The following is a 20,199-nucleotide window of genomic DNA, read 5'->3' on the forward strand; positions in this document are numbered from 1 at the left end:
GGCGCTGATTTGCGGCGACTGCTCCACTTCTGATACGGCTTCAGCCTATTTACCTACTGCCTCTATATCCCGACTCGCTATCATATCAACCCCCAACCCGAGAATATCTTTGTATACTGCGTCGCCTTCTCTCACAGGCGCCTTAACAGTAATATTTGCTAGGCAACGAGCGCATTCGATTATTTTTTCCTTAGGCAACGGAGTTTGCGATACAACCGGAAGCAGCGGGAGAACCCCTTTGCTGATTCGAATAGTCGTGGTCAAGACCCGTTTGGGCGCTGTCACTTCGTTTTTAGCATACTCTTGGCCTCGTTTACAGGTGAATCCAACCATGCGCACAATTTGGTTGTCAGCGATCTCGACCTCGCCAACACAGCTCATCGGACAGACGATACAAGTTAGCCGCTTGCTGGCCTTTTGTTCCTGGTTATTCACGCAGTCCACCTCCCTGCACTGCCTGAAGCGTAACGCTAATTTCCTGGGTACAGTCCGGTATCTTATCAAACGGAACATCCACAACGATCATTTCTCCCGGTCGTGCAATCGGCAACTGTCGTTCTACAAGAACGTCTTCCCCGGCAGCAATTTTTAATTTTACTCTAACTGCCGGTTCTTGCGCACGCATAAACAACCTGACTTTCCCCGACGAATCCGGCCAACTGATTCGCTGCGGTACGACTGTCCGAATGCCTTGGCCAGCTTTTACTGCAACAACATTTGTTGCAGTCGGCAGCTTGCCCTGAGCATAAAGTGCGGCAAACTTTCCGGCAATATCGCCTTCTTCTGAGACAAAATCGACAAGGTCATGAACATGGACTACATTGCCGGCGGCAAAAAAACCGTCATAGCTAGTCTGTCTATATTGGTTCACTGTCGGTCCGCTTGTTAGTCCATCCAGATCAACGATACCGCGGGACAGTTCATTTTCAGGAATAAGGCCGACTGATAGCAAGAGGCAATCACAGTCAAGTTCAAACTCAGTCCCCGGAATGATGTTACGGTCTTGGTCGACAGCCGCGACTGTAACCCCAGTAATTTTATCCTTGCCATGGATGAAGCTAACCGTGTGAGACAGATGAAGTGGAATGCCGAAATCCTCTAGACATTGAACAACATTGCGAGTCAGGCCATTTGAGTATGGCAACAATTCAACAACAGCCTGCACCTTCGCTCCCTCAAGCGTCATCCTTCTTGCCATGATAAGCCCAATGTCGCCTGAGCCTAGTACTACAATTTTTTTACCGGTAATATAGCCTTCCATATTGACCATTCGCTGAGCCGCCCCGGCGGTAAAGATCCCGGCCGGACGTAAACCGGGGATACGGATCGCGCCTCTTGTTCTTTCCCGACAGCCCATCGCGAAAACGACTGCTTTAGCTGTTATGCCAATAAGGCCTTGTTGGGGATTAATGGCCCAAATGGTCTTATCATTTCTCACTTCTAAAACTAGTGTATCTTCCCAAACAGTAATCCCTGCATCTGCCTTAACTTGGCGGATGAAACGTCCAGAGTAAGTCGGTCCTGTGAGTTCTTCGTGAAAACGGTGCAAGCCGAACCCGTTGTGAATGCACTGTTGCAGAATACCGCCTAGCTCACGGTCTCGCTCAATAACCAACACGTCTTTGGCCCCTGCGGTCCGAGCGCTCAAAGCCGCTGCTAAGCCGGCGGGGCCGCCGCCGATTACAGCTACATCGAATTTAAGGCTGCTCATCTGTCGACACCTCACAAACACCTGGCAGTTTATCAGAGAAGAGAAATGAATGTATGCCGTCTTTACGGACTGCAGTGACGGGAATTCCCAGTTCCCGGGAAATAATCGCCGTAACTCTGGGCCCGCAAAAACCGCCTTGGCAACGTCCGGTTCCAGCCCGGGTGCGCCGTTTGACACCGTCGACTGTTACCGCTCCGCAAGGGGAATGAATGGTGGCAACGATTTCGCCTTCAGTCACTGTCTCACAACGGCAAATCACTCGCCCAAAGAGTGGATCTCGCGCCACAATTTCTGCTCGTTCCTGCCAGCTCATTTCCCGGAAAACACGACGTGGCGGATTGACCGGATTGAACTCGGCCTTTTCAATAAGTGCCAGCCCTGCTTCCCGCAAAATATCTGCAATCACTTCCGCAATGGCCGGAGCTGCAGTAAACCCTGGCGACTGAATTCCTGCTGCATGAATTAACCCTTTGGCAGTTTCTGATTCGCGCAGGATAAAGTCGCCATCGCCGCTGGCTGCTCTCAGTCCGGAGAATTCGGTGATTGCAGCAGCTAGCGGCAGCTGGGGAACAATCCGGCGAGCGCCGTTAATCACTCGTTCCATGCCTGCGGCAGTGGTCGAAACGTCATCTTTATCAGCAACATCCTCCGCGTCCGGCCCAATGAACAGATTGCCATGAACTGTCGGCGAAACTAAGATACCTTTAGACACTTTAGACGGAGTTGGGAAAATTACCGTATTTACCAGCTGGCGGACAGTTTTATCAAATAAAATGTATTCACCCTTGCGTGGATGTATTGTAAAGCTGTTATCCCCCGCCATGCGTGCAACTGCGTCTGCCTGAATTCCGGCGGCATTAATAATGAATCGCGCGCGAATCACGCCGTGTGGGGTAACAACCCCGACAACTCGTCCATTATCGATCACAATGCCTTGCACCGGACATTCTCGCAATAGGGTAACACCATTACGGATCGCATTCTCTATAAAGCCAAAAACCGCGCCAAACGGGCAGACAACTCCGGCGCTTGGCGCCCATAGCGCGCCAGTGACATCAGTCGCTAAGTTTGGTTCGCGTTCCAACAGCTGATCAGCCGACAATATTTCTAGATTCGGCACTCCGTTTTGGTTGCCGCGAGCCAGCAATTCTTCTATTGTGGCCTGCTCCGCATCGTCTTTGGCCACAACCAGAGATCCCATCCAATCCACATCCAGGCTCAAGTCTTGCCACAATTGATGATAAAGATGGTTGCCCCTCACGTTCAGTTTGCCTTTCCAGGTCCCCGGCTTAGCATCAAAACCAGCATGCAGGATAGCACTGTTTGCTTTAGAGGTTCCCATGGCCACATCGGTTTCCGCTTCCAACAAAATGACTGCCAGCTGATAACGGGATAATTCTCTCGCAATTGCTGAGCCAACGATGCCACCGCCGATGATTACAACATCTGTGCTTTCCGCTGACATCCCTTCACATCCTTTGCGCTTGTCTCATGAAAAGAAAAGGCCCTCGCTGGCCTTCGGCCAGAAATCGAGGACCTTCTCTCATTCTCTATGTCCCTCTATATGTTGTTTTTATCACCGGACTAACCCGCACTAAGCCCCCCGCCTCTGTAGGCGGGTACCCCAGGGTACCTTCTCTTGCCCCTGTGGGGCAATTCACCTTGTGCCCAAGTGCGGCTAAGTCCGGTATGGATGCGACTAACATTCGGCGGGAGGGTAAATCCCCCGCTGAATGAAGTCTTGTTCAATCTTCCCAATCCATTGCGCGTTTGACGGCTTTTTGCCATCCTTTGTAAAGCTTTTCGCGTTGTGCGTCATCCATCGAAGCTTCAAACCGCGCATTGAGTTGCCAATTCTTGACCAGGTCTTCTTTAGTTTCCCACACGCCTACTGCGAGACCGGCCAAATATGCGGCGCCAAGAGCTGTCGTCTCAGTAACTTCCGGACGGTCAACCGGCACGCCGAGTATATCAGCCTGGAATTGCATGAGCACATTATTGACCACCGCTCCGCCATCAACTTTCAATGCCTGCAATTTGATTTCAGAATCAGCTTCCATAGCGCTTAAGACGTCTTTCGTCTGGTAGCACATCGATTCCAGCGTCGCCCGGACGATGTGAGCTTTTGACGTGCCGCGGGTTAAGCCGAGGATGGCTCCGCGGGCTTTCATATCCCAATACGGAGCACCTAGACCAGCAAAGGCAGGAACGACATAGACGCCTTCTGTATCGCTTACTTTTCTGGCATAGTATTCAGAATCTGGCGCCGTTTCAATGAGTTTTAATCCATCCCGCAGCCATTGCACTGCAGCGCCAGCGATAAAGATACTGCCTTCCAGCGCATATTCTACTTTCCCATCAATGCCCCAGGCGATCGTCGTCAGAAGCCCGTTTTTCGACTCATATACTTTGTCGCCGGTATTCATCAGCATGAAACAGCCAGTACCATAGGTATTTTTCGCCATGCCAGGCAGGAAGCAGGTTTGCCCGAACAAGGCAGCTTGCTGATCGCCAGCCGCTCCGGCAATCGACACCGATGCTCCCAAGAAAACGGATGGATCGGTATCGCCATACTTTTCACTCGACGGACGAACTGTTGGCAGCATGGCTTCAGGCACATCAAGAGCTGCGAGCAGTTCGGGATCCCATTTCAGTTCGTGGATGTTATACATCAGAGTACGTGATGCATTCGAGTAATCTGTCACGTGCACCTTGCCGCCAGTCAGTTTCCAGATTAGCCAGGTGTCGATTGTTCCAAACAGTACTTCGCCTTTCGCCGCACGTTCCCGGGCGCCTTCCACATGATCAAGAATCCATTTCACCTTGGTGCCTGAGAAATACGCATCAACAACTAAACCGGTTTTCTGTCTAAAGACGCTTTCCAGACCTTTGGCTTTCAAATCGTTGCAAATGTCCATAGTCTGACGAGATTGCCAGACAATCGCGTTATAGATAGGCTTTCCGGTCGCTTTATCCCAGACAACTGCCGTTTCGCGCTGATTGGTAATACCGATTGCCGCGATTGCGCTGGGGTCGATCCCTGCTTTGGCTAATACTTCGGCTGCAACACCAATCTGGGTGCTCCAGATTTCTTCAGCATTATGTTCGACCCAGCCCGGCTTCGGATAGATCTGGGTGAATTCTTTTTGCGCAACAGCAACAATGCTGGAGGTTTCGTCAAAAATAATCGCTCTGGAGCTTGTTGTCCCTTGATCAAGTGCGAGGATATATTTTTTCGTCATAATATCCACTCCCTTTTCTCGTTATCATCGTTTTATTTCGGGCTAAGCTTGAAATTTACCTACTTAATGGGCTAACTATGCGGCCAGACCCACTATTTTAGCGATTGCGTAGGCGATTGTGCCTCCAATCATTGGACCGACTACCGGTATCCAGGAATAACCCCAGTCAGAATCTCCTTTGCCGGGAATCGGTAACACGGCATGCGCAATTCGCGGTCCTAAGTCGCGAGCCGGGTTGATGGCATACCCGGTCGGTCCGCCAAGGCTCAAACCCATGGACCAGACCACAACACCGGCTAGGAAAGTGCCAAGGCCAGGAGCTAAAGCACCAACCGGCTTGGAGAAGATAGCAAAGAACGCGAACATCAGCATGGCAGTTCCAAGAATTTCTGAAATCAGATTGCCTGTTGTATCACGGATGGCAGGACCGGTAGAGAAAACAGCCAGCTTCGCGCCGGGGTCTTCCGTGACTTTCCAATGCGGCAGATACATAAAATAGACAAGACAAGCACCAACAAACGCGCCAAGTACCTGTGCCACCATAAGGCTTGCCGCCAGAGGTGCAGTATAAACGTTATTCAGCATTTTCGCCAAGGTAACGGCCGGATTCAAGTCGGCTTGCACCGAACCCGTGGCGACTGCGACAAACGCCCCCAAAACAACAGCGAAGGCCCAGCCTGTAGCTATGACTATCCACCCAGAATTTTCCCCTTTGGATTTTTTCAATACGACGTTGGCCACAACCCCGTCGCCCAGAAGAATTAATACCAATGTGCCCATGAACTCACCGAGGAATGGACTTGTCATGTTTTTCTCCTCCTACTTCAATAATTTTGCTAGAGTAAACACCACCCCGTACGCAGTTCGCTCCCACCCCCTTACTGCAGACAGGAAAAGAAATCCAGCGATAGCCCGTCTTGGCGGGACATGCGTTGGACTTCTCTTCATCTCTCGTCCGATTTATTCACTTGCTAAAACATATTCCGGATATTTCAGATTATTACTCTGTTACGTAATGCGCAGACAAGTTAATTATTTCACTTAGTCATACTTTTTTCAACTCTCGCGCACTTATCGCAGCTTCCATGACTTCTGGAAGCGCAGCCCCCACTGAGGCCTGAACCGTGGCCAGGATAGCCCCCTCAACTACAGGCGCATCAGCGATTGCGACCCGGCTTCGCTGTTCTTCGCATAAAAATTCGAAAGCGGTTTCCGTGCTGAGCACAGCGCTTCCTAAGTCCGCCAGCACGATCACGCCGTCACCGTCGTCCGCATCAATCAATGATTTGTAAATCAGCATTGCGTCCGTACCAATGCCCCCGTCCGGCATCCCGCCCGCCGGAAGAATTATTTGCCCTTCTCTTCCCATTTGCCGTGCTAGGTCGCAGATTCCCTCAGCGATCTTTGCGCTATGTGACACTATAACGATACCGACCATCATTCTTCCCTCTGTTCCTGCGACCGGCAAAATTCTTCCAATGCCGCAATAATTAGGTAAGCAGACGTTGCTCCAGGATCTTGGTGGCCAAGACTGCGCTCTCCGAGATAGCTGGCGCGCCCCTTTGTAGCAATGATTGACTTGGTGAACATAACACCGTCAAGCGCACTTTCCCGAGCCGCCGCCAGACACTCAACCAGAGACCTGCCCTGCTGTTCTGCTGACTTAAAGGCTTCATAGGCAGGTTCCAAGGCATCCAGCATCGTTTTTTCTCCACGTACTGCTTTACCTCGTTCTTTGATGCCGGCGATTGCTGCCGCCAGCATGTTTCCTACATCACTTGGCGAAAGCGTATTCTTCCCCTGACCTGCTGCCGCAGCCCGGAGAAAAGCCGTTCCGTATAATGGTCCCGAAGCCCCGCCGACTGTTGTAATCAGTGTCATGCCAACAGTTTTTAGGACAGTGGCGGCGTCTGCTGTTTGCGCAAGCGTACTCAGTTTTCCACTGACAGCCTGAAATCCCCGTGCCATATTGATGCCATGATCAGCATCTCCAATCGCCGCATCCAGACTGGTCAGTACCTCTTTATTACTGGCGATTGCCGCACCAATGGCTTCTACTGCTGCAATCAGACAATTTGCCATCGTTATCCCTCCGTCAGATAAGAAAAACCATCATTACGAACTGTACCTCTGTGTACTCTGCGACACTCTGTGCTCTCTGTGGTAAAACGTACCTAGCACCTTGACAAAGTTATAACTCAGGCTTGATGGCGGTCAAAACGGCAAAATACGGCGTCAGCACCTCCTAGCAGACCCCTTCCAGTATGCGTCGTCGGCACTTCCTTGTCTTTTGCCGTTTTGCCTCGCCCTAAAGCTAACTTTTGACTTTGCCAAGGTACTAGCTTCAAACCTGAACCAGAGCCGGCGTATCTGCAGGCGCCAGCAATAGCTGCTTCAACTCTTCATCCAGCTTAAGCAGAGTGATAGAAAAGCCTGCCATCTCCAGCGAGGTCATGAAGTTGCCGACATACGTTTTTGCGACAGTGATGTTCTTTTCTGCCAGCATCTCGGCCACCTTACGGTTAGCAATATACAGTTCCATTAGCGGAGTAGCTCCCAGGCCGTTTACCATCACAGCAACTTCATCCCCTGAACCGAATGGAAGATCGGCTGTGATCTTGTTCAACAGGTGTTCCACCGTTTCGTCGGCAGGACGCAGGCTTTCTCTGTGGGTTCCAGGTTCGCCGTGTATCCCCATGCCGATTTCGACTTCTGTCTCATCCAAGGTAAAGCTAGGCTTACCGGCAGCCGGTACGGTACAAGGCGAAATCGCCATCCCCATGGAACGGACATTGGTAACGACTTTTTCGGCAACGCGTTTTACTTCAGCAAGCTCCGCGCCAGTTTCGGCTTTTGCACCAGCAATTTTATGAATGAATACTGTTCCGGCAATGCCACGCCTGCCTGTCGTCCAAGTACTGTTTTCTACCGCGACATCGTCATTGACAACAACTCTATCCACTTTGATTCCATCCGCTTCTGCCAGTTCTGCCGCCATTTCGAAGTTCATGATATCGCCAGTATAGTTTTTGATGACTAACAGAACGCCCTGTCCGCCATCAACCACTTTGATGGCCTCATAAACCTGATCAGGCGTTGGCGAGGTAAATACAGCTCCAGCCACAGCTCCGTCAAGCATTCCCTTCCCTACATAGCCTCCATGGGAGGGCTCGTGACCGCTGCCGCCGCCGCTGACCAGCGCGACTTTGCCTTCAACAGGCGTGTTCGCACGAACAAGAACCTGAAACCCTTCCACCCTTCGTAAATACCCCGGATGGGCAAGAACAGCACCCTGAAGCATTTCCTCCACGACTTGTTCCGGTGAGTTGATGATTTTTTTCATACACTTTTCCTCCTCAAATTGAATAGCCCGTACATCCTTAGTCAAAAAAGAACTAGACATACCCTATAGCTTGTAATAAAGGTATGCCTCAATAAAAAATATAGAACTGCTCTATGCCTCACCTTATGTTCGCCTGAACAAAAACGGTTCGGGTCCCATCTATGACGGTACCCGAACTCAGATCAGAGGCAACCCTGCCGTTAAGCCGAAAACCGCTAAGGGGTTCACGCCAATAGGCGCAAGTCCAGCACTATATACCTCTAAAAAATGCCTCTGCCACCTGGCTTCTTGCGGCATTCTGGGTACATATGATAGCCGTTTCAAAGGGAATGCCTTTAAGTTTAGGGACTTTTAGGGTTACACTCCCAGGGGTGGTATCAAATTTCTGCCGTAGTGGCCGGAGCAGTAGCCTTGCCGTAACTCGGTACGCTCGTTTTTCGCTGCCTGAGCCAGGTCTTTAACCTACTGATCCAGCAATTGTTCAGCGTCTCCTCCTCAAGCTCCACCAGACTGCAGACTGGGCATGACTCAACTTTGTGATTGCTGTCCGGACGCTGCAATTACATCTTTCTTGCTCTTCTATCGTAGCGACCTCTCACAGCAAGGCCCAACCAGTTTACCCGCCAACTGGTTTTCATAGCCATCTTCGCTATCCTTTCGCTGTTTAGATTGAAAAAAGCGTTTGAGATTATCGGGAACTATAAACTCTTCAACAGGGCTTATAGAATTCTCGGCATTTCCATAGACGTCACGCAAGATTGCATCGATAATCATCGCCTTGGGCGGTACAGTGTACTCTTTTCCTTGGTATACCCATAACCGGCAGTCTACTTCGTCGCCACATAAATCACCACAGGATTCGCACAGGCTTTCTCTTATTTCCATTTGAATATCTCGACCATTTACGCGAATAGTAGGGGAACTGGAGAAACGTAGCTGGCGGGCTTGCTCCTCACTAGCAACATGCATTTTATTAACTGTTACATCAACATCCGTCGCTTTTAGAACGGCTGAAGTTTCGGCAATAGCGTCATAAAGCGTGTCGTCCGTTCCTTGGCATCTACTGCAAACACTTAAGTCCAGATACATAAAGTCAATACAAATATGCCGCTTCGCTATGCCGGCGCTCTCTGTTGAACCACAGCATCCTGAGTTGCAAGAGCAACAGCTCGTATTTAGCCCATTTTGCTCATTTGTCAATCCGAATCCACTCCTTTGCACTTTCTGGCGCGAAGAGAAAAAGCCGCATACCGTCTTTCGCCGTGCAGCTTTTCACCCATCACCCCTTCAAGACATCTTTAATCTCCTGCTTATTCGCTACTTTCCCGGCTACTTTGACAACTCCGTCGATTACCAGCGCTGGTGTACTCATGACACCGTATTTCATAATTTCCTTAAAGTCTTGTACTTTGACGATTTCAGCGGCAATACCCAACTCCTCCGCCGCTTGTGCGGCATTGTTGTACAATGTAATGCAATTTTGGCAGCCTGGACCCAAAATCTCAATTTTCATTGTTTATTCCTCCAATTAAATTATTTCCTGGTGTTTATTCTAGTTCGAGCGTCATTGCGGTAGAGGCCAATGAGCAACAGGTACTTACTGATCGGCTGTTCAAAAACTCCGACGGCACCTGGTCCCGCTCGATAGACTGGAAGCCACGATTGGTAAAGTATCCGGATGCGGTATTGGTAAACAAATATACCTTCGTAGCCATAGCTGTTTTGGCCCTTTTCATGGCCTCAGTCATCAATGCCTCAGCGACGCCGACGCTTCGACAGGCAGGATCGACCGCCAACGAACGGAGAAGAACCGCCTGACCGACGTATTCGCTGCCGATGACGCCGATGACTCCGGCGTAGTCGGCCACCAAGAAATTTTTTAGATTAGCTGCTACTTCTATGGCCAATAACCCGCTCGCTGTTAGCAGCTTTTCGATAGCAGGCAGGTCTTCTGCTTGGGCGGGACGGATAGTGTAGTCGATACCGGCATTGAGGCGAACAGTAGGTTTTCTGGCCCGAGTAAAGCTACTGATTATCGAACCGTTTAGTTGTTCAAATTCCTCATCGGTCACGCCGAGAACAATCTCCCTCACGCCAGGACCAGTCAAGTCGTATACCCTGGTGACAACAACTTCAACATTCTCAAAGCCCGCATTAGACAATTTAACTGCATATTCATCGCGAGTTAAAACACCGGCTAAACAACCCGCCCACGCAAGCATGCTGTTCCGAACTTTCTCAGGTATCGGCTTGGTTGTAACGACATCGGATACCGCAACTCTTCCACCAGGTCTCAGAACCCGGTATATTTCGCGAAAGACTAGGTCTTTATCTGTGGATAGATTTATGACGCAATTAGAAATCACGACATCGACGCTAGCCTCTGGCAAAGGAATGTCCTCAATATGTCCTTTCAGAAATTCAACATTAGTTAATCCTGATTTCTGCTTATTAGCGTTGGCTTCTTCAAGCATTTCATCTGTCATATCAAGCCCATATACCTTTCCGGATGGACCGACCCTGTTGGCAGACAGTAACACATCGAGCCCTGCACCGCTACCTAGATCTAGCACTGTTTCACCGGCATAAAGATTTCCTAGGGCAGTAGGATTGCCGCAACCGAAGGATGCTGAGACCATATCTTCTGGCAAGCCGACTAATTCATCCGCATGATAAAGATTGCCAGTAATAGCGTTGAGCGCTTCCTGCCTGCCTCCACAGCATCCAGTTGAGCTGGAACAACTCGATTTCGACTTAATCGCCTGAGCATACTTTTGTCTTACCTGTTCACGGATTTCTTCGTTCATGACTTTTCCTCCATAATTATCGAGTTCTAGACAAGGGGTTACGATTAAATAAACAGAAAGGCAAGCGCATTCATCGTGTAGCCGATGATCATGATCCCCACTGCTACGATAGTGACAAAGATAGTCAGCAGTTTTGTCTTGACCACATTTTTTAGCATGATGATGGACGGCAGCGATAAGGCGGTGATTGCCATCATTAACGATAAAGCTGTTCCGAGGCCAACACCTCGCGCAACTAGCGCCTCGGCGATTGGTAATGTGCCGAAAATGTCTGCATATATCGGTATGCCGATCAGGGTGGCAAGAAACACAGAGTAAATCTTGTCTTGACCGAGCAACGCTGTAATGACATGTTGCGGAATCCAGTTATGAATGGCGGCGCCGATACCGACGCCAAACAAAACATACATCCAAACACGTTGAAAGATCAGCCAAACTTGCTCTTTGGCATACTTTAGCCGCTGGCTGGTTGTCAACTCTACAGATTCAGTTGTAGCCATTGTTCCGTTGAAGACAAATGGCTCCACATATTCTTCGAGTTTAGCCTTGCTGATGATCGTACCGCCAATGACTGCCAAGACAAGCCCTAGAAACACATAGGCAATTGCTATTTTCCAATTAAAGATACTGGCAAGCAGAATGATGGATGCCAGATCGACCAACGGCGAGGAAATCAAGAATGAAAAACTAACCCCAATCGGCAGCCCGGCATTGGTAAATCCGATGAATAACGGAATCGAGGAACATGAACAAAACGGAGTTACCGTACCCAGCAGAGCGCCTAAAATGTTGGCCGTAATCCCGTTGAAGCGTCCTAAGATTTTGCGGGTGCGCTCAGGCGGGAAAAAACTCTGGATGTAAGAGATCATAAAGATCAGGAATGACAATAAAATAAAGATTTTAATGACATCATAAATAAAAAAGTGAATACTGCCGCCGATTTGCGTGCTTGTGTCTACACCGAGATAATTTAGCAACAGAGTAACTGCGTTATACAGCCATTCCATCTTCAATACTTGGTTGTTTAGCCATTCGAAAATACTCATGACAATCGCTCCTTACGATTAACTTGCCGACCCGCCGATTGACCTTCGCACAATTCGAACAGTTGTCTTACAGAGCGCAATGCAGCGGGATTCAGCGAGTATTTCATCCAAGCGCCGTCACGAACCCCACGGACCAGGCCACAATCGGTGAGAACCTTCATGTGATAGGAAAGGGTTGGTTGAGTGATCTGAAACTCCTCCAGTATATGACAGGCACACAGCTCTGACTCAGACAGCATGGCAAAAATCCTCAGCCGCGTCCCGTCACCCAAAGCTTTGAAGATTGCTGCATTGTCGTAAATTTCGTTGACCATTTTAATTCACCGCCTTAACATAGACATACTTCTATTACATAGATAAATATCTATATCCAATTTAATACAAATACAGATGTCCTGTCAATAGATAAAATTAATTTTTTCACAGAAATCCCTGTAGCTAAAAAGGGATTGTCGCAGCTTCTGCAACAATCCCTTTCTAGCTATGTCTTATGCGTTCAATTCTCGAATAATGATTTTTGCCGTTTCTTCGGCAACCTCGCCGGTAAAGGAAATACATTGTTCCATATGCGTGGGTGATCCTAGCTCCATGCCTCTGGTTAAAACCCGGCAGCACAGGCACGAGTGCAACTGAAGATGATAGTTTTTTTACCTCAAGTGTTTTTAACTCAGGATTTATAGCCAAAACTTGATGGCCGGTGAAAATATCTACGTTGTATTTACTCTTAAAAAACGCTGCATTTCTTGGTACCAATTGGTCCGAACTCTCAACTTTAGACCCGATGTAATATGGTAAGCCACATGCTGAATAGGAAATGTCACTGTCCATTTCAAATAATTTAATTTCCGCATTCTCATTGTTTCTTCTTGCCTTGGCAGCGGCCGATGTACCGGCCGCTACAGCACCGATAATAACTATCTTGCATTCATCCTCTTTGGCTCGCCTTGTTCATTAAAATATCGATGCTTAAAATACAGCGCTGAATTCACCAAGGCTATCATGACCGGCACTTCCACAAGCGGTCCGATGACGGCAGTAAACGCGACATCAGAGGCAATGCCAAACACGGCTACAGCAACGGCAATCGCCAATTCAAAATTGTTGCTGGCTGCCGTAAACGCCAAGGTTACTGTTTGCTCATATTTAAAGCCACCCCGATAGGACATATAGAAGCTAACAAAGAACATTACGGCAAAGTAAATCAGCATAGGTATAGCAATTCTAACAACATTGCCAGGATTATTAATAATTTCTTCGCCTTTGGTAATAAACATGATCACAATCGTGTACAGCAGCGCGATTAAAGCCAGCGGTGAAATTTTGGGGATGAATACTGATTCATACCATTCTTTGGTCTTAACTTTTATCAAGCCAAATCTCGAGGTAAAGCCTGCTGCAAAGGGAATTCCCAGATAGATCAGCACACTCTTGGCTACTTCCCACATCGATACATCAACAATCTGGCCGCCCCAGGAAAGTCCCAGCCATTTAGGAATCAGGGTGACAAAGATATAGATATATACGGTGTATAACAAAATCTGAAATATTGAGTTTAGCGCGACTATGGCAGCGCAATACTCATTATCACCTTTGGCCAGGGTGTTCCACACGATTACCATCGCAATGCAGCGAGCCAAACCGATGATGATAAGCCCAATGGCAAAGCCCGGCATATCCCCGAGAAATACTACCGCCAGGGCAAACATTAAAATAGGTCCGATAAGCCAATTCTGAATGAGAGAGAAGGTAAATACCTTTTTATTTTGAACAACTCTACCAATCTGTTCATACTTCACCTTGGCAAGGGGCGGATACATCATCACGATAAGCCCAATGGCTATTGGCCACGATATTGCCCCGGTACTAAACGTTCCCAGCGATTTTGCCAAGTTGGGAAATAAATAGCCTCCTAAAACCCCGACAGCCATCGCAATAAATATCCACAAGGTCAAAAATCTGTCTAAAAAGGATAACCTGACTTTATTTCTAGTTTCCATGGCAATCGCCCTTCTACAAATATTTAAGTTATATATTAGTGAATTTGCTTATATTGGTTACTGACGCATCTTCGAGCCAAGGTATGGCGACAACATTACCAGAACTTATTGCTCTCACTTTCTCCAGCCATTGTTTTTCAGCTTCAGCGCGTGCAAGTAACATAGCATTGTTGGTCTCAGTCATGGATAGGCACTGATTGACGACCCACCATTTGTTATTTATCCCCGCTCTCTTTAAGTCTTCACGCAGTCTCGATGCTTCAAAGACCGGAGTCGCTTCAGGCAGAGTCACAATAACAACCTCTGTCTGCCTATCATCCCGCAGCCTGGGCAATAGTCTTTGCACTGAAAGTGGAATTTCTCCCTTTGTTCTTCCTACCTCTTTGTGATAGCTTTGAGTAGAATCCAGTAGTAACAGGGTATGACCAGTTGGCGCGGTATCAATAACCACGACTTCATCTTCAGCCTTATCGACTATCTCAGCAAACGCTCTGAATACAGCAATCTCTTGGGTGCAAGGCGAGCGTAAATCTTCCTCGATATAGGCAATATCAGCTTCATTCATCGTTTCACGAGCCTTACTCAACACTTCGTTTTGATAGTTAAGCAGTTCTTGCTTTTCATCAATTTTGCTGAGTGTTATATTCTCGACATCTTTGATGACATAGCTAAGATGATCGGCCGGGTCAGTCGAGGTTAAGTGCACTTTAACACCTTTTCTTGCGAGAGCCAGGGCAATTGTGGCTGCGATGGTCGTCTTGCCAACACCACCCTTACCCATTGTGAAAATAACCTTTTTGCCGGTTGCATAAATATCGTCAATCAGCACGTTAAGCTGTTTCAGGTCAAGTGATTTTCCGCCTGCGCTAACGGTTTCGTAATTATCGCTTTTGAAAAATTCTCTGATCTTTTCAATCCCTAGAATATTGTAGGAACGAAGCGGTAGAGTAAAGGTTTTAAACCGCTTTAAGCCTTGCGGCATATTGTCCATTGCTTTCTGTTGCTTATCGACTATTATTTGCGATAAAGAATCAGACGCTTCACCCAACACCCCATTAATAATTAAAAGCTGGTTGTGTATGCCCAAATCACTAAGTTCCAGGCTTGAGCGTTCTGCTTCAAGCAATGGAGTTTCCTCTGGGCGCGAGACCAGTATGAGAGTTGTTTTATCCTTGTCTGCAAGATTAGCAACCGCATCTTTATACATACCTTTTTTGTCTTCAAGCCCTGCGAGCTGACCTAAACAAGATGCACCATGCGTGCTTTCGCTGATAAAATTACTCCAGGCTGATGGCAGTTGCAGCATCCTGAGCGTATGGCCGGTCGGCGCGGTATCAAAAATGATGTAGTCGTAGTTATTCTCGGTTGCCTTGTCGGTGATGAAGTTTGAGAATTGGTCAAAGGCTGCAATTTCGACTGTACAAGAACCAGATAGCTGCTCCTCCATACTGGCAATGACACTGTCAGGCAGTTTTCCTTTGTAAGGACCGATAACTGATTCTCTGTACTCTCTGGCTGCTTCCTCTGGATTGAGGTTGGCAACGACAAGCCCAGGCACGCCATCGATTGGCACTCCTTTGCCATCAAGCTCTGTATTAAAAACATCCTGTAAATTTGATGCAGGGTCTGTGCTGATCAGTAAAATTTTTTTCCCAACATCGGCTAAATTAACAGCAACAGCACAAGCAGTAGACGTTTTACCTACACCGCCTTTACCGGTGAAAAACAAGTATTTTGTTATCTGTATTTTACCTAGATCAAAAGCTTCGTAGTTAGCAGCCACTTAACAACACCCCTTGGGGCCGCAGCCAAATCCTCGGCCAAATTTCCTTAATTGATGGGGTTTGATTTCAACATCTAACCACTTTGAAAGCTCTTCATTACTAGGATATTCCTTTGTTTTGGCTACTTCACCATCGACAAGTGTTACAGGCAGAACATCGGCTCCCTCTTTTTGGAGAATATCGCTGATCACTTTATTGGCAATAAAATCTTGTGGTTCGCTAGACAAGCCGTGCCTTTTGATGATAATTCCTTTTTCTTTCAGCGAATTAATCACTGTCGCTATTCTCATCAACTCAGGATCAATCGAAGGACCGCACACTCCGGTTGAGCAGCACATGGCAGGGTCAAAAATTTCAATATTTTTCATCATAATCTCTCCTTACATTTTGAATTAGTCGCATTGTACATCCTTGTTTCTTAACCATTTATTCAGATTTTCCATGTCCTTTTTGTATGGTTCTAGATTTCTCAGGTTGTCATATACCAAACTATCGATGAACTGCAAGCGATCATCCTTATACATTGAATAATACGCCCACTGAGCCTGCTTCCGGTCTTTCACCAGGCCAGCATTTTTAAGATAGATCAGATGTCTCGATGCTTTTGCCTGTGATATTTGCAATGTCTCCATAATGTCACAGACGCAGAGCTCTTTTTCATATAAAAGGTTTACGATTCGCAAACGCGTCGCATCAGATAGTCCTTTTAAAACATCGAGCAAATTCAGCATAAATCCACCTCTTTCCCAACTTGTATAATCATATAATCGTTTATGCGATTATATGATTATTATATGCTGATCATTACTGAAATGCAATCTATCATTCCAATTTTTACAATCCTCAGCCAGTTCAGCAGGAATCTCCAGGCAGATCGAGAAGCTACCCATATTCACCGACAGTTGAGGAGGGATCTGGATGGATATCTTCGCACATCGCGGCGCCCGTGCGTATGCGCCGGAAAATACGCTGTGTGCCTTTCAAAAAGCTTATGCCATGCGTGCCGACGGCATTGAGCTTGATGTTCAGCTAACTAAAGATGGTGTCCCCGTGATTTGTCATGATCACAGTGTCAACAGAACCAGTAATGGACAGGGCTGGATAAAGGATTATACGCTTGCGGAAATTAAACAGCTGGACTTCGGCTCCTGGTTTCATAGTGACTTCAGAGGTGAAACAATCCCTACTCTGGAAGAATTTCTTCGTTGGTTTGCCTCGACAGGAATGAGGCTTAATATCGAAATTAAAAATGGTCCGGTGATATACACTGGTATTGAGAGCAAGGTAATTGAAGCAGTAAAAAAATATGATCTTGTTGAGCAGGTTTTCATATCTTCCTTTTTTCATCCCTCTTTGCTGATGACCAAGCAGCTTTGTCCGAGAATTAAAACCGGTGCCCTGTTTACATGCCGCCCGCTAGATCCTCTGGAATTCTGCCGGCAGAGCCAAGCCGATTATCTGCATCCCGCTTGGGAATCCATCGATTCGCTGTGGGCGAGTGAAGCCAAGCACCATGGAATCAAGATTCATACCTTTACCGTCAATCACCTCGATCAGTATGATTTCGTCAAGTCAATGGAGGTTGACGCCATCTTTACTGATTACCCGGATATTTGGCCAAAATAAAAAAGCCCCTCGAGGGGCTTTTTATTTTTATCAATGCTTTTATGCCGTCACTTTGACAGTTGCCACACACAACGTGCTAGCCATGTCAAATAAATGCAGATTGCCTTTCGCTGCCCGGACTTTCACCTGTTCACCTGGAGTGGGGATCGTTTCGAGATCAGTAAGCTTTACAATCAGCGGACTTCCCCCCGTAGTCCGTGCATGAACTAATGCTTCGCCGCCAATGTTTTCGACGACTTCCACGATACAGGGGATCGCCCAATCGTTCTCTGTTGCAATGCAGAAAGTCAAATTCTCCGGACGGAATCCCAGTGATACATTCCTCTTGTCGAAAGTAATGTCGCCTTTTACTGGGAGCGGTATCGCAAATCCCTCACTTTTGAAAAACGCATCATCCTGTTCCCCGCTTAACTCGCCGCGCAAGAATTGCATTGGTGGTGATCCGACAAAGGCGCCGACAAACATATTGGCAGGCTGGCGGTAAATCTCGGCTGGTGTGCCAACTTGCTGTACAATGCCGTCTTTCATGACAACAATCCGTGTTCCCATCGTCATTGCCTCAACTTGGTCATGGGTAACATAGACGACGGTTGTTTTTAGTTGCTGATGAAGCTTAATCAATTCGGCCCGGGTCTGTACCCTAAGTTTTGCGTCAAGATTACTGAGCGGTTCATCCATGAGAAACACCTGAGGCTGTCTGACAATGGCACGGCCGAGAGCAACTCGCTGTTGTTGTCCACCTGATAATTCTCGCGGATAACGGTCAAGCAGATTGGCGATACCCAGCAGTGCGGCTGCTGTATCCACCTGCTCGCGGATTCGCTGTTTGGCAACACCGGCAAGCTTCATACTGTATGCGAGATTATCAAAAACCTTCATGTGCGGGTAAAGTGCGTAGTTTTGAAAGACCATAGCGATGTCGCGGTCTTTGGGCTCTAGATAGGTAACATTACGGGTTCCGATATAGATGTCACCTTCGGTCGGCTCTTCCAAACCAGCGATCATGCGCAAAGTAGTGGTTTTGCCGCAACCCGATGGTCCCACCAGCACCATAAACTCACCATCTGTAATGGTAAGATTCATGGTCGCTACTGCTGTTTGCATCCCAAACATCTTTGTAATATTACTTAGCCGGACTTCAGCCAAAGCATTCTCCTCCCATATCCCGAGGGAAAAAACGTTAACCGCAGAGTACGCAGAGGGTCCCGCAGAGGATTAGCCTTTGCGTACTCTGCGGCAAAACGCAACCTCGCTCTTATTGATTGAACGAAACGCAATATTATTTTATTGTTTGGTTATAACGCCCAATGGAAGCATTAATCGTATCCTGCGCTTTTGTTAAAGAGTCTTTGGCACTTGCTTGACCGGTAAGTGTCCGCTCGATTGCGCCTTCAACCTCTTGACGAGCTTGGGTAAATACGCCTAGTAGAGCGCCCTGGGTCGGCCGGGTGACAGGTGTTGCATGCAGTTGATCGACGGCAACCTTAAATTGCGGATACTTTTCTTGATGCTTTTTGAGATCGGGATCATCATAGGCCAATTGGGTTACAGGGAAATAGCCTGTGTTGATGTGCCAATAGGCTTGTTGCTTCGCAGAAGTCATAAATTTGACAAACTCCCAAGCGGCTTTTTCTTCCTTATCTGAATGTCCACTCAACATCCACAGTGAACCGCCGCCAATAATGACTCCGCCTTTGGAATCTGCTGGACGTGGCATAAACGCAGTACCAACTTGGAACTTGCCACCAACACCATTCATGATGTCGCCTAGAACGGCGGTTGAATCAATGGTCATCGCGATTTGTCCGCCGACAAACGCCTTCTGGGTATCAGCTGTTTTGCGGCCCATGTTGGCAGCCGAGCCTTCTTTCACCATATCGTTCCACCAGTTAAGAATCTTTTCACCTTCTGGACCGTTAATAGTAACAGCAGTCGCTAAACTATCGCGGCCATTATTGTTGTTCGCATAGGTTGCGTTCTGCAAGGCCATCAGTTGTTCAAAGAACCAGCCATAAATCGCAATTGACATACCGGAACGGGTTACTTTACCGCCTTCTTTAACGGTTAACTTACGAGCTGCTTCGGCCACTTCTTCAAAGGTGCGTGGCGGCTTCTCAGGATCGAGACCAGCTGCCTTAAAGGCGTCTTTGTTATAATAGAGTATTGGCGTCGATGTATTGAACGGCATAGAATACAGCTTGTTGTCTACTGTGTAATAGCCCATGATATTCTTTTCAAATTTAGCCACGTCGATTTTGTCTGTATCTATCCACTTCTGGGCAGGTACGACTGATTTGCTATCGATCATAAAACGGGTGCCAATATCATAAATCTGGATGACGTGAGGAGCGCTCTTCGATTGAATAGATTGTTTCAATTTGTTAATTGAGTCATCATAGGAACCCTGGTAGATGGCCTCGACTTGAATATCCGGATGGGTCTTGTTGAATTCTTCTACCATCTTCTTAGTGGTTTCAGAAATCTTGCCGGCGAGTGAATACCAAAATACCACTTTAACCGGTTTCTTTGTGTCGGCTGCAGGCGCTTCCTTGGTTGCTCCGCAACCTGTCAGCAATGCGGCGAAAGCAACCAACACCAGTACGGCAATAAGTTTTTTACTAACCATTCTCTCACCCTCCATCA

The 20,199-nt window shown here is 47.7% G+C and carries 20 protein-coding genes and 2 pseudogenes; 1 reads left to right on the forward strand and 21 read right to left on the reverse strand.

All coding sequences use genetic code 11. The features are described from left to right. Window positions 1-45: 45 nt before the first annotated feature. From AXX12_RS14735 to AXX12_RS14815, 19 genes and pseudogenes are all read right to left on the reverse strand, one after another. Window positions 46-435: a DUF1667 domain-containing protein gene (locus AXX12_RS14735; RefSeq protein WP_231881903.1), complete on the reverse strand. Its 390-nt coding sequence runs from the start codon at window positions 433-435 to the stop codon at window positions 46-48. Beyond that, window positions 428-1,711 carry an NAD(P)/FAD-dependent oxidoreductase gene (locus AXX12_RS14740; RefSeq protein WP_066244329.1) on the reverse strand — a complete coding sequence of 428 codons (1,284 nt, stop codon included), beginning with the start codon at window positions 1,709-1,711 and terminating at the stop codon, window positions 428-430. The genes AXX12_RS14735 and AXX12_RS14740 overlap by 8 nt, the downstream gene beginning before the upstream one ends. Next, entirely contained in the window at window positions 1,698-3,176 is a 1,479-nt protein-coding gene (locus AXX12_RS14745) for an NAD(P)/FAD-dependent oxidoreductase (protein WP_066244335.1), read from the reverse strand. The genes AXX12_RS14740 and AXX12_RS14745 overlap by 14 nt, the downstream gene beginning before the upstream one ends. A gap of 280 nt (window positions 3,177-3,456) precedes the next feature. Further along, window positions 3,457-4,953, reverse strand: coding sequence for a glycerol kinase GlpK (glpK, locus tag AXX12_RS14750; RefSeq protein WP_066244337.1), 1,497 nt, complete (start codon window positions 4,951-4,953; stop codon window positions 3,457-3,459). A 75-nt stretch (window positions 4,954-5,028) separates the two neighbouring features. Continuing rightward, window positions 5,029-5,760, reverse strand: coding sequence for an MIP/aquaporin family protein (locus tag AXX12_RS14755; protein WP_066244340.1), 732 nt, complete (start codon window positions 5,758-5,760; stop codon window positions 5,029-5,031). 238 nt (window positions 5,761-5,998) lie between these two features. Next, window positions 5,999-6,391: a dihydroxyacetone kinase phosphoryl donor subunit DhaM gene (dhaM, locus tag AXX12_RS14760; RefSeq protein WP_066244342.1), complete on the reverse strand. Its 393-nt coding sequence runs from the start codon at window positions 6,389-6,391 to the stop codon at window positions 5,999-6,001. After that, a complete protein-coding gene (dhaL, locus tag AXX12_RS14765) occupies window positions 6,391-7,035 on the reverse strand; it encodes a dihydroxyacetone kinase subunit DhaL (protein ID WP_066244345.1) in 645 nt (214 codons plus the stop codon). Before dhaL ends, dhaM begins: the two co-directional genes overlap by 1 nt. Window positions 7,036-7,297: 262 nt before the next feature. Further along, window positions 7,298-8,296 carry a dihydroxyacetone kinase subunit DhaK gene (gene dhaK, locus AXX12_RS14770; RefSeq protein ID WP_066244348.1) on the reverse strand — a complete coding sequence of 333 codons (999 nt, stop codon included), beginning with the start codon at window positions 8,294-8,296 and terminating at the stop codon, window positions 7,298-7,300. A 237-nt stretch (window positions 8,297-8,533) separates the two neighbouring features. Then, window positions 8,534-8,755, reverse strand: a pseudogene (locus tag AXX12_RS19425) (transposase); the annotation flags it as partial. Between the two features lie 120 nt (window positions 8,756-8,875). Then, window positions 8,876-9,496 (reverse strand): DUF2703 domain-containing protein, encoded by a 621-nt coding sequence (locus AXX12_RS14775; protein WP_066244350.1) that lies wholly within the window; start codon window positions 9,494-9,496, stop codon window positions 8,876-8,878. Between the two features lie 79 nt (window positions 9,497-9,575). Next, window positions 9,576-9,809, reverse strand: a complete 234-nt coding sequence (locus tag AXX12_RS14780; protein ID WP_066244352.1) for a thioredoxin family protein — start codon at window positions 9,807-9,809, stop codon at window positions 9,576-9,578. 34 nt (window positions 9,810-9,843) lie between these two features. After that, window positions 9,844-11,103, reverse strand: a complete 1,260-nt coding sequence (gene arsM / locus AXX12_RS14785; protein ID WP_066244355.1) for an arsenite methyltransferase — start codon at window positions 11,101-11,103, stop codon at window positions 9,844-9,846. A 44-nt stretch (window positions 11,104-11,147) separates the two neighbouring features. Beyond that, window positions 11,148-12,149: a permease gene (locus tag AXX12_RS14790; RefSeq protein ID WP_066244358.1), complete on the reverse strand. Its 1,002-nt coding sequence runs from the start codon at window positions 12,147-12,149 to the stop codon at window positions 11,148-11,150. Next, window positions 12,146-12,463, reverse strand: coding sequence for an ArsR/SmtB family transcription factor (locus AXX12_RS14795; RefSeq protein ID WP_066244360.1), 318 nt, complete (start codon window positions 12,461-12,463; stop codon window positions 12,146-12,148). Before AXX12_RS14795 ends, AXX12_RS14790 begins: the two co-directional genes overlap by 4 nt. Before the next feature lie 319 nt (window positions 12,464-12,782). Beyond that, window positions 12,783-13,067 (reverse strand): annotated as a pseudogene (locus AXX12_RS20205) (NAD(P)/FAD-dependent oxidoreductase); the annotation flags it as partial. After that, window positions 13,064-14,146 carry an ACR3 family arsenite efflux transporter gene (gene arsB, locus AXX12_RS14800; RefSeq protein ID WP_066244365.1) on the reverse strand — a complete coding sequence of 361 codons (1,083 nt, stop codon included), beginning with the start codon at window positions 14,144-14,146 and terminating at the stop codon, window positions 13,064-13,066. The pseudogene AXX12_RS20205 and the gene arsB, both read right to left, overlap by 4 nt. Before the next feature lie 28 nt (window positions 14,147-14,174). Further along, window positions 14,175-15,929 carry an arsenical pump-driving ATPase gene (gene arsA / locus AXX12_RS14805; protein ID WP_066244368.1) on the reverse strand — a complete coding sequence of 585 codons (1,755 nt, stop codon included), beginning with the start codon at window positions 15,927-15,929 and terminating at the stop codon, window positions 14,175-14,177. Beyond that, window positions 15,930-16,298 (reverse strand): arsenite efflux transporter metallochaperone ArsD, encoded by a 369-nt coding sequence (gene arsD, locus AXX12_RS14810; RefSeq protein WP_066244372.1) that lies wholly within the window; start codon window positions 16,296-16,298, stop codon window positions 15,930-15,932. 24 nt (window positions 16,299-16,322) lie between these two features. Further along, on the reverse strand, window positions 16,323-16,661 hold the full coding sequence (locus tag AXX12_RS14815) for an ArsR/SmtB family transcription factor (protein ID WP_066244374.1): 339 nt from the start codon (window positions 16,659-16,661) through the stop codon (window positions 16,323-16,325). 187 nt (window positions 16,662-16,848) lie between these two features. On the opposite strand from AXX12_RS14815, the gene AXX12_RS14820 reads away from it, so the two are divergent. After that, window positions 16,849-17,556 (forward strand): glycerophosphodiester phosphodiesterase, encoded by a 708-nt coding sequence (locus AXX12_RS14820; RefSeq protein ID WP_066244376.1) that lies wholly within the window; start codon window positions 16,849-16,851, stop codon window positions 17,554-17,556. 39 nt (window positions 17,557-17,595) lie between these two features. Here AXX12_RS14820 and AXX12_RS14825 read toward each other — a convergent pair whose 3' ends face one another. Continuing rightward, entirely contained in the window at window positions 17,596-18,702 is a 1,107-nt protein-coding gene (locus tag AXX12_RS14825) for an ABC transporter ATP-binding protein (RefSeq protein WP_066244378.1), read from the reverse strand. 133 nt (window positions 18,703-18,835) lie between these two features. Next, complete coding sequence (locus AXX12_RS14830; protein ID WP_197470737.1) at window positions 18,836-20,182, reverse strand: ABC transporter substrate-binding protein; 1,347 nt, start codon at window positions 20,180-20,182, stop codon at window positions 18,836-18,838. Window positions 20,183-20,199: the final 17 nt, after the last annotated feature.

Source organism: Anaerosporomusa subterranea (assembly GCF_001611555.1).
In the GTDB taxonomy this organism is placed as follows: Bacteria; Bacillota; Negativicutes; order Sporomusales; family Acetonemataceae; genus Anaerosporomusa; species Anaerosporomusa subterranea.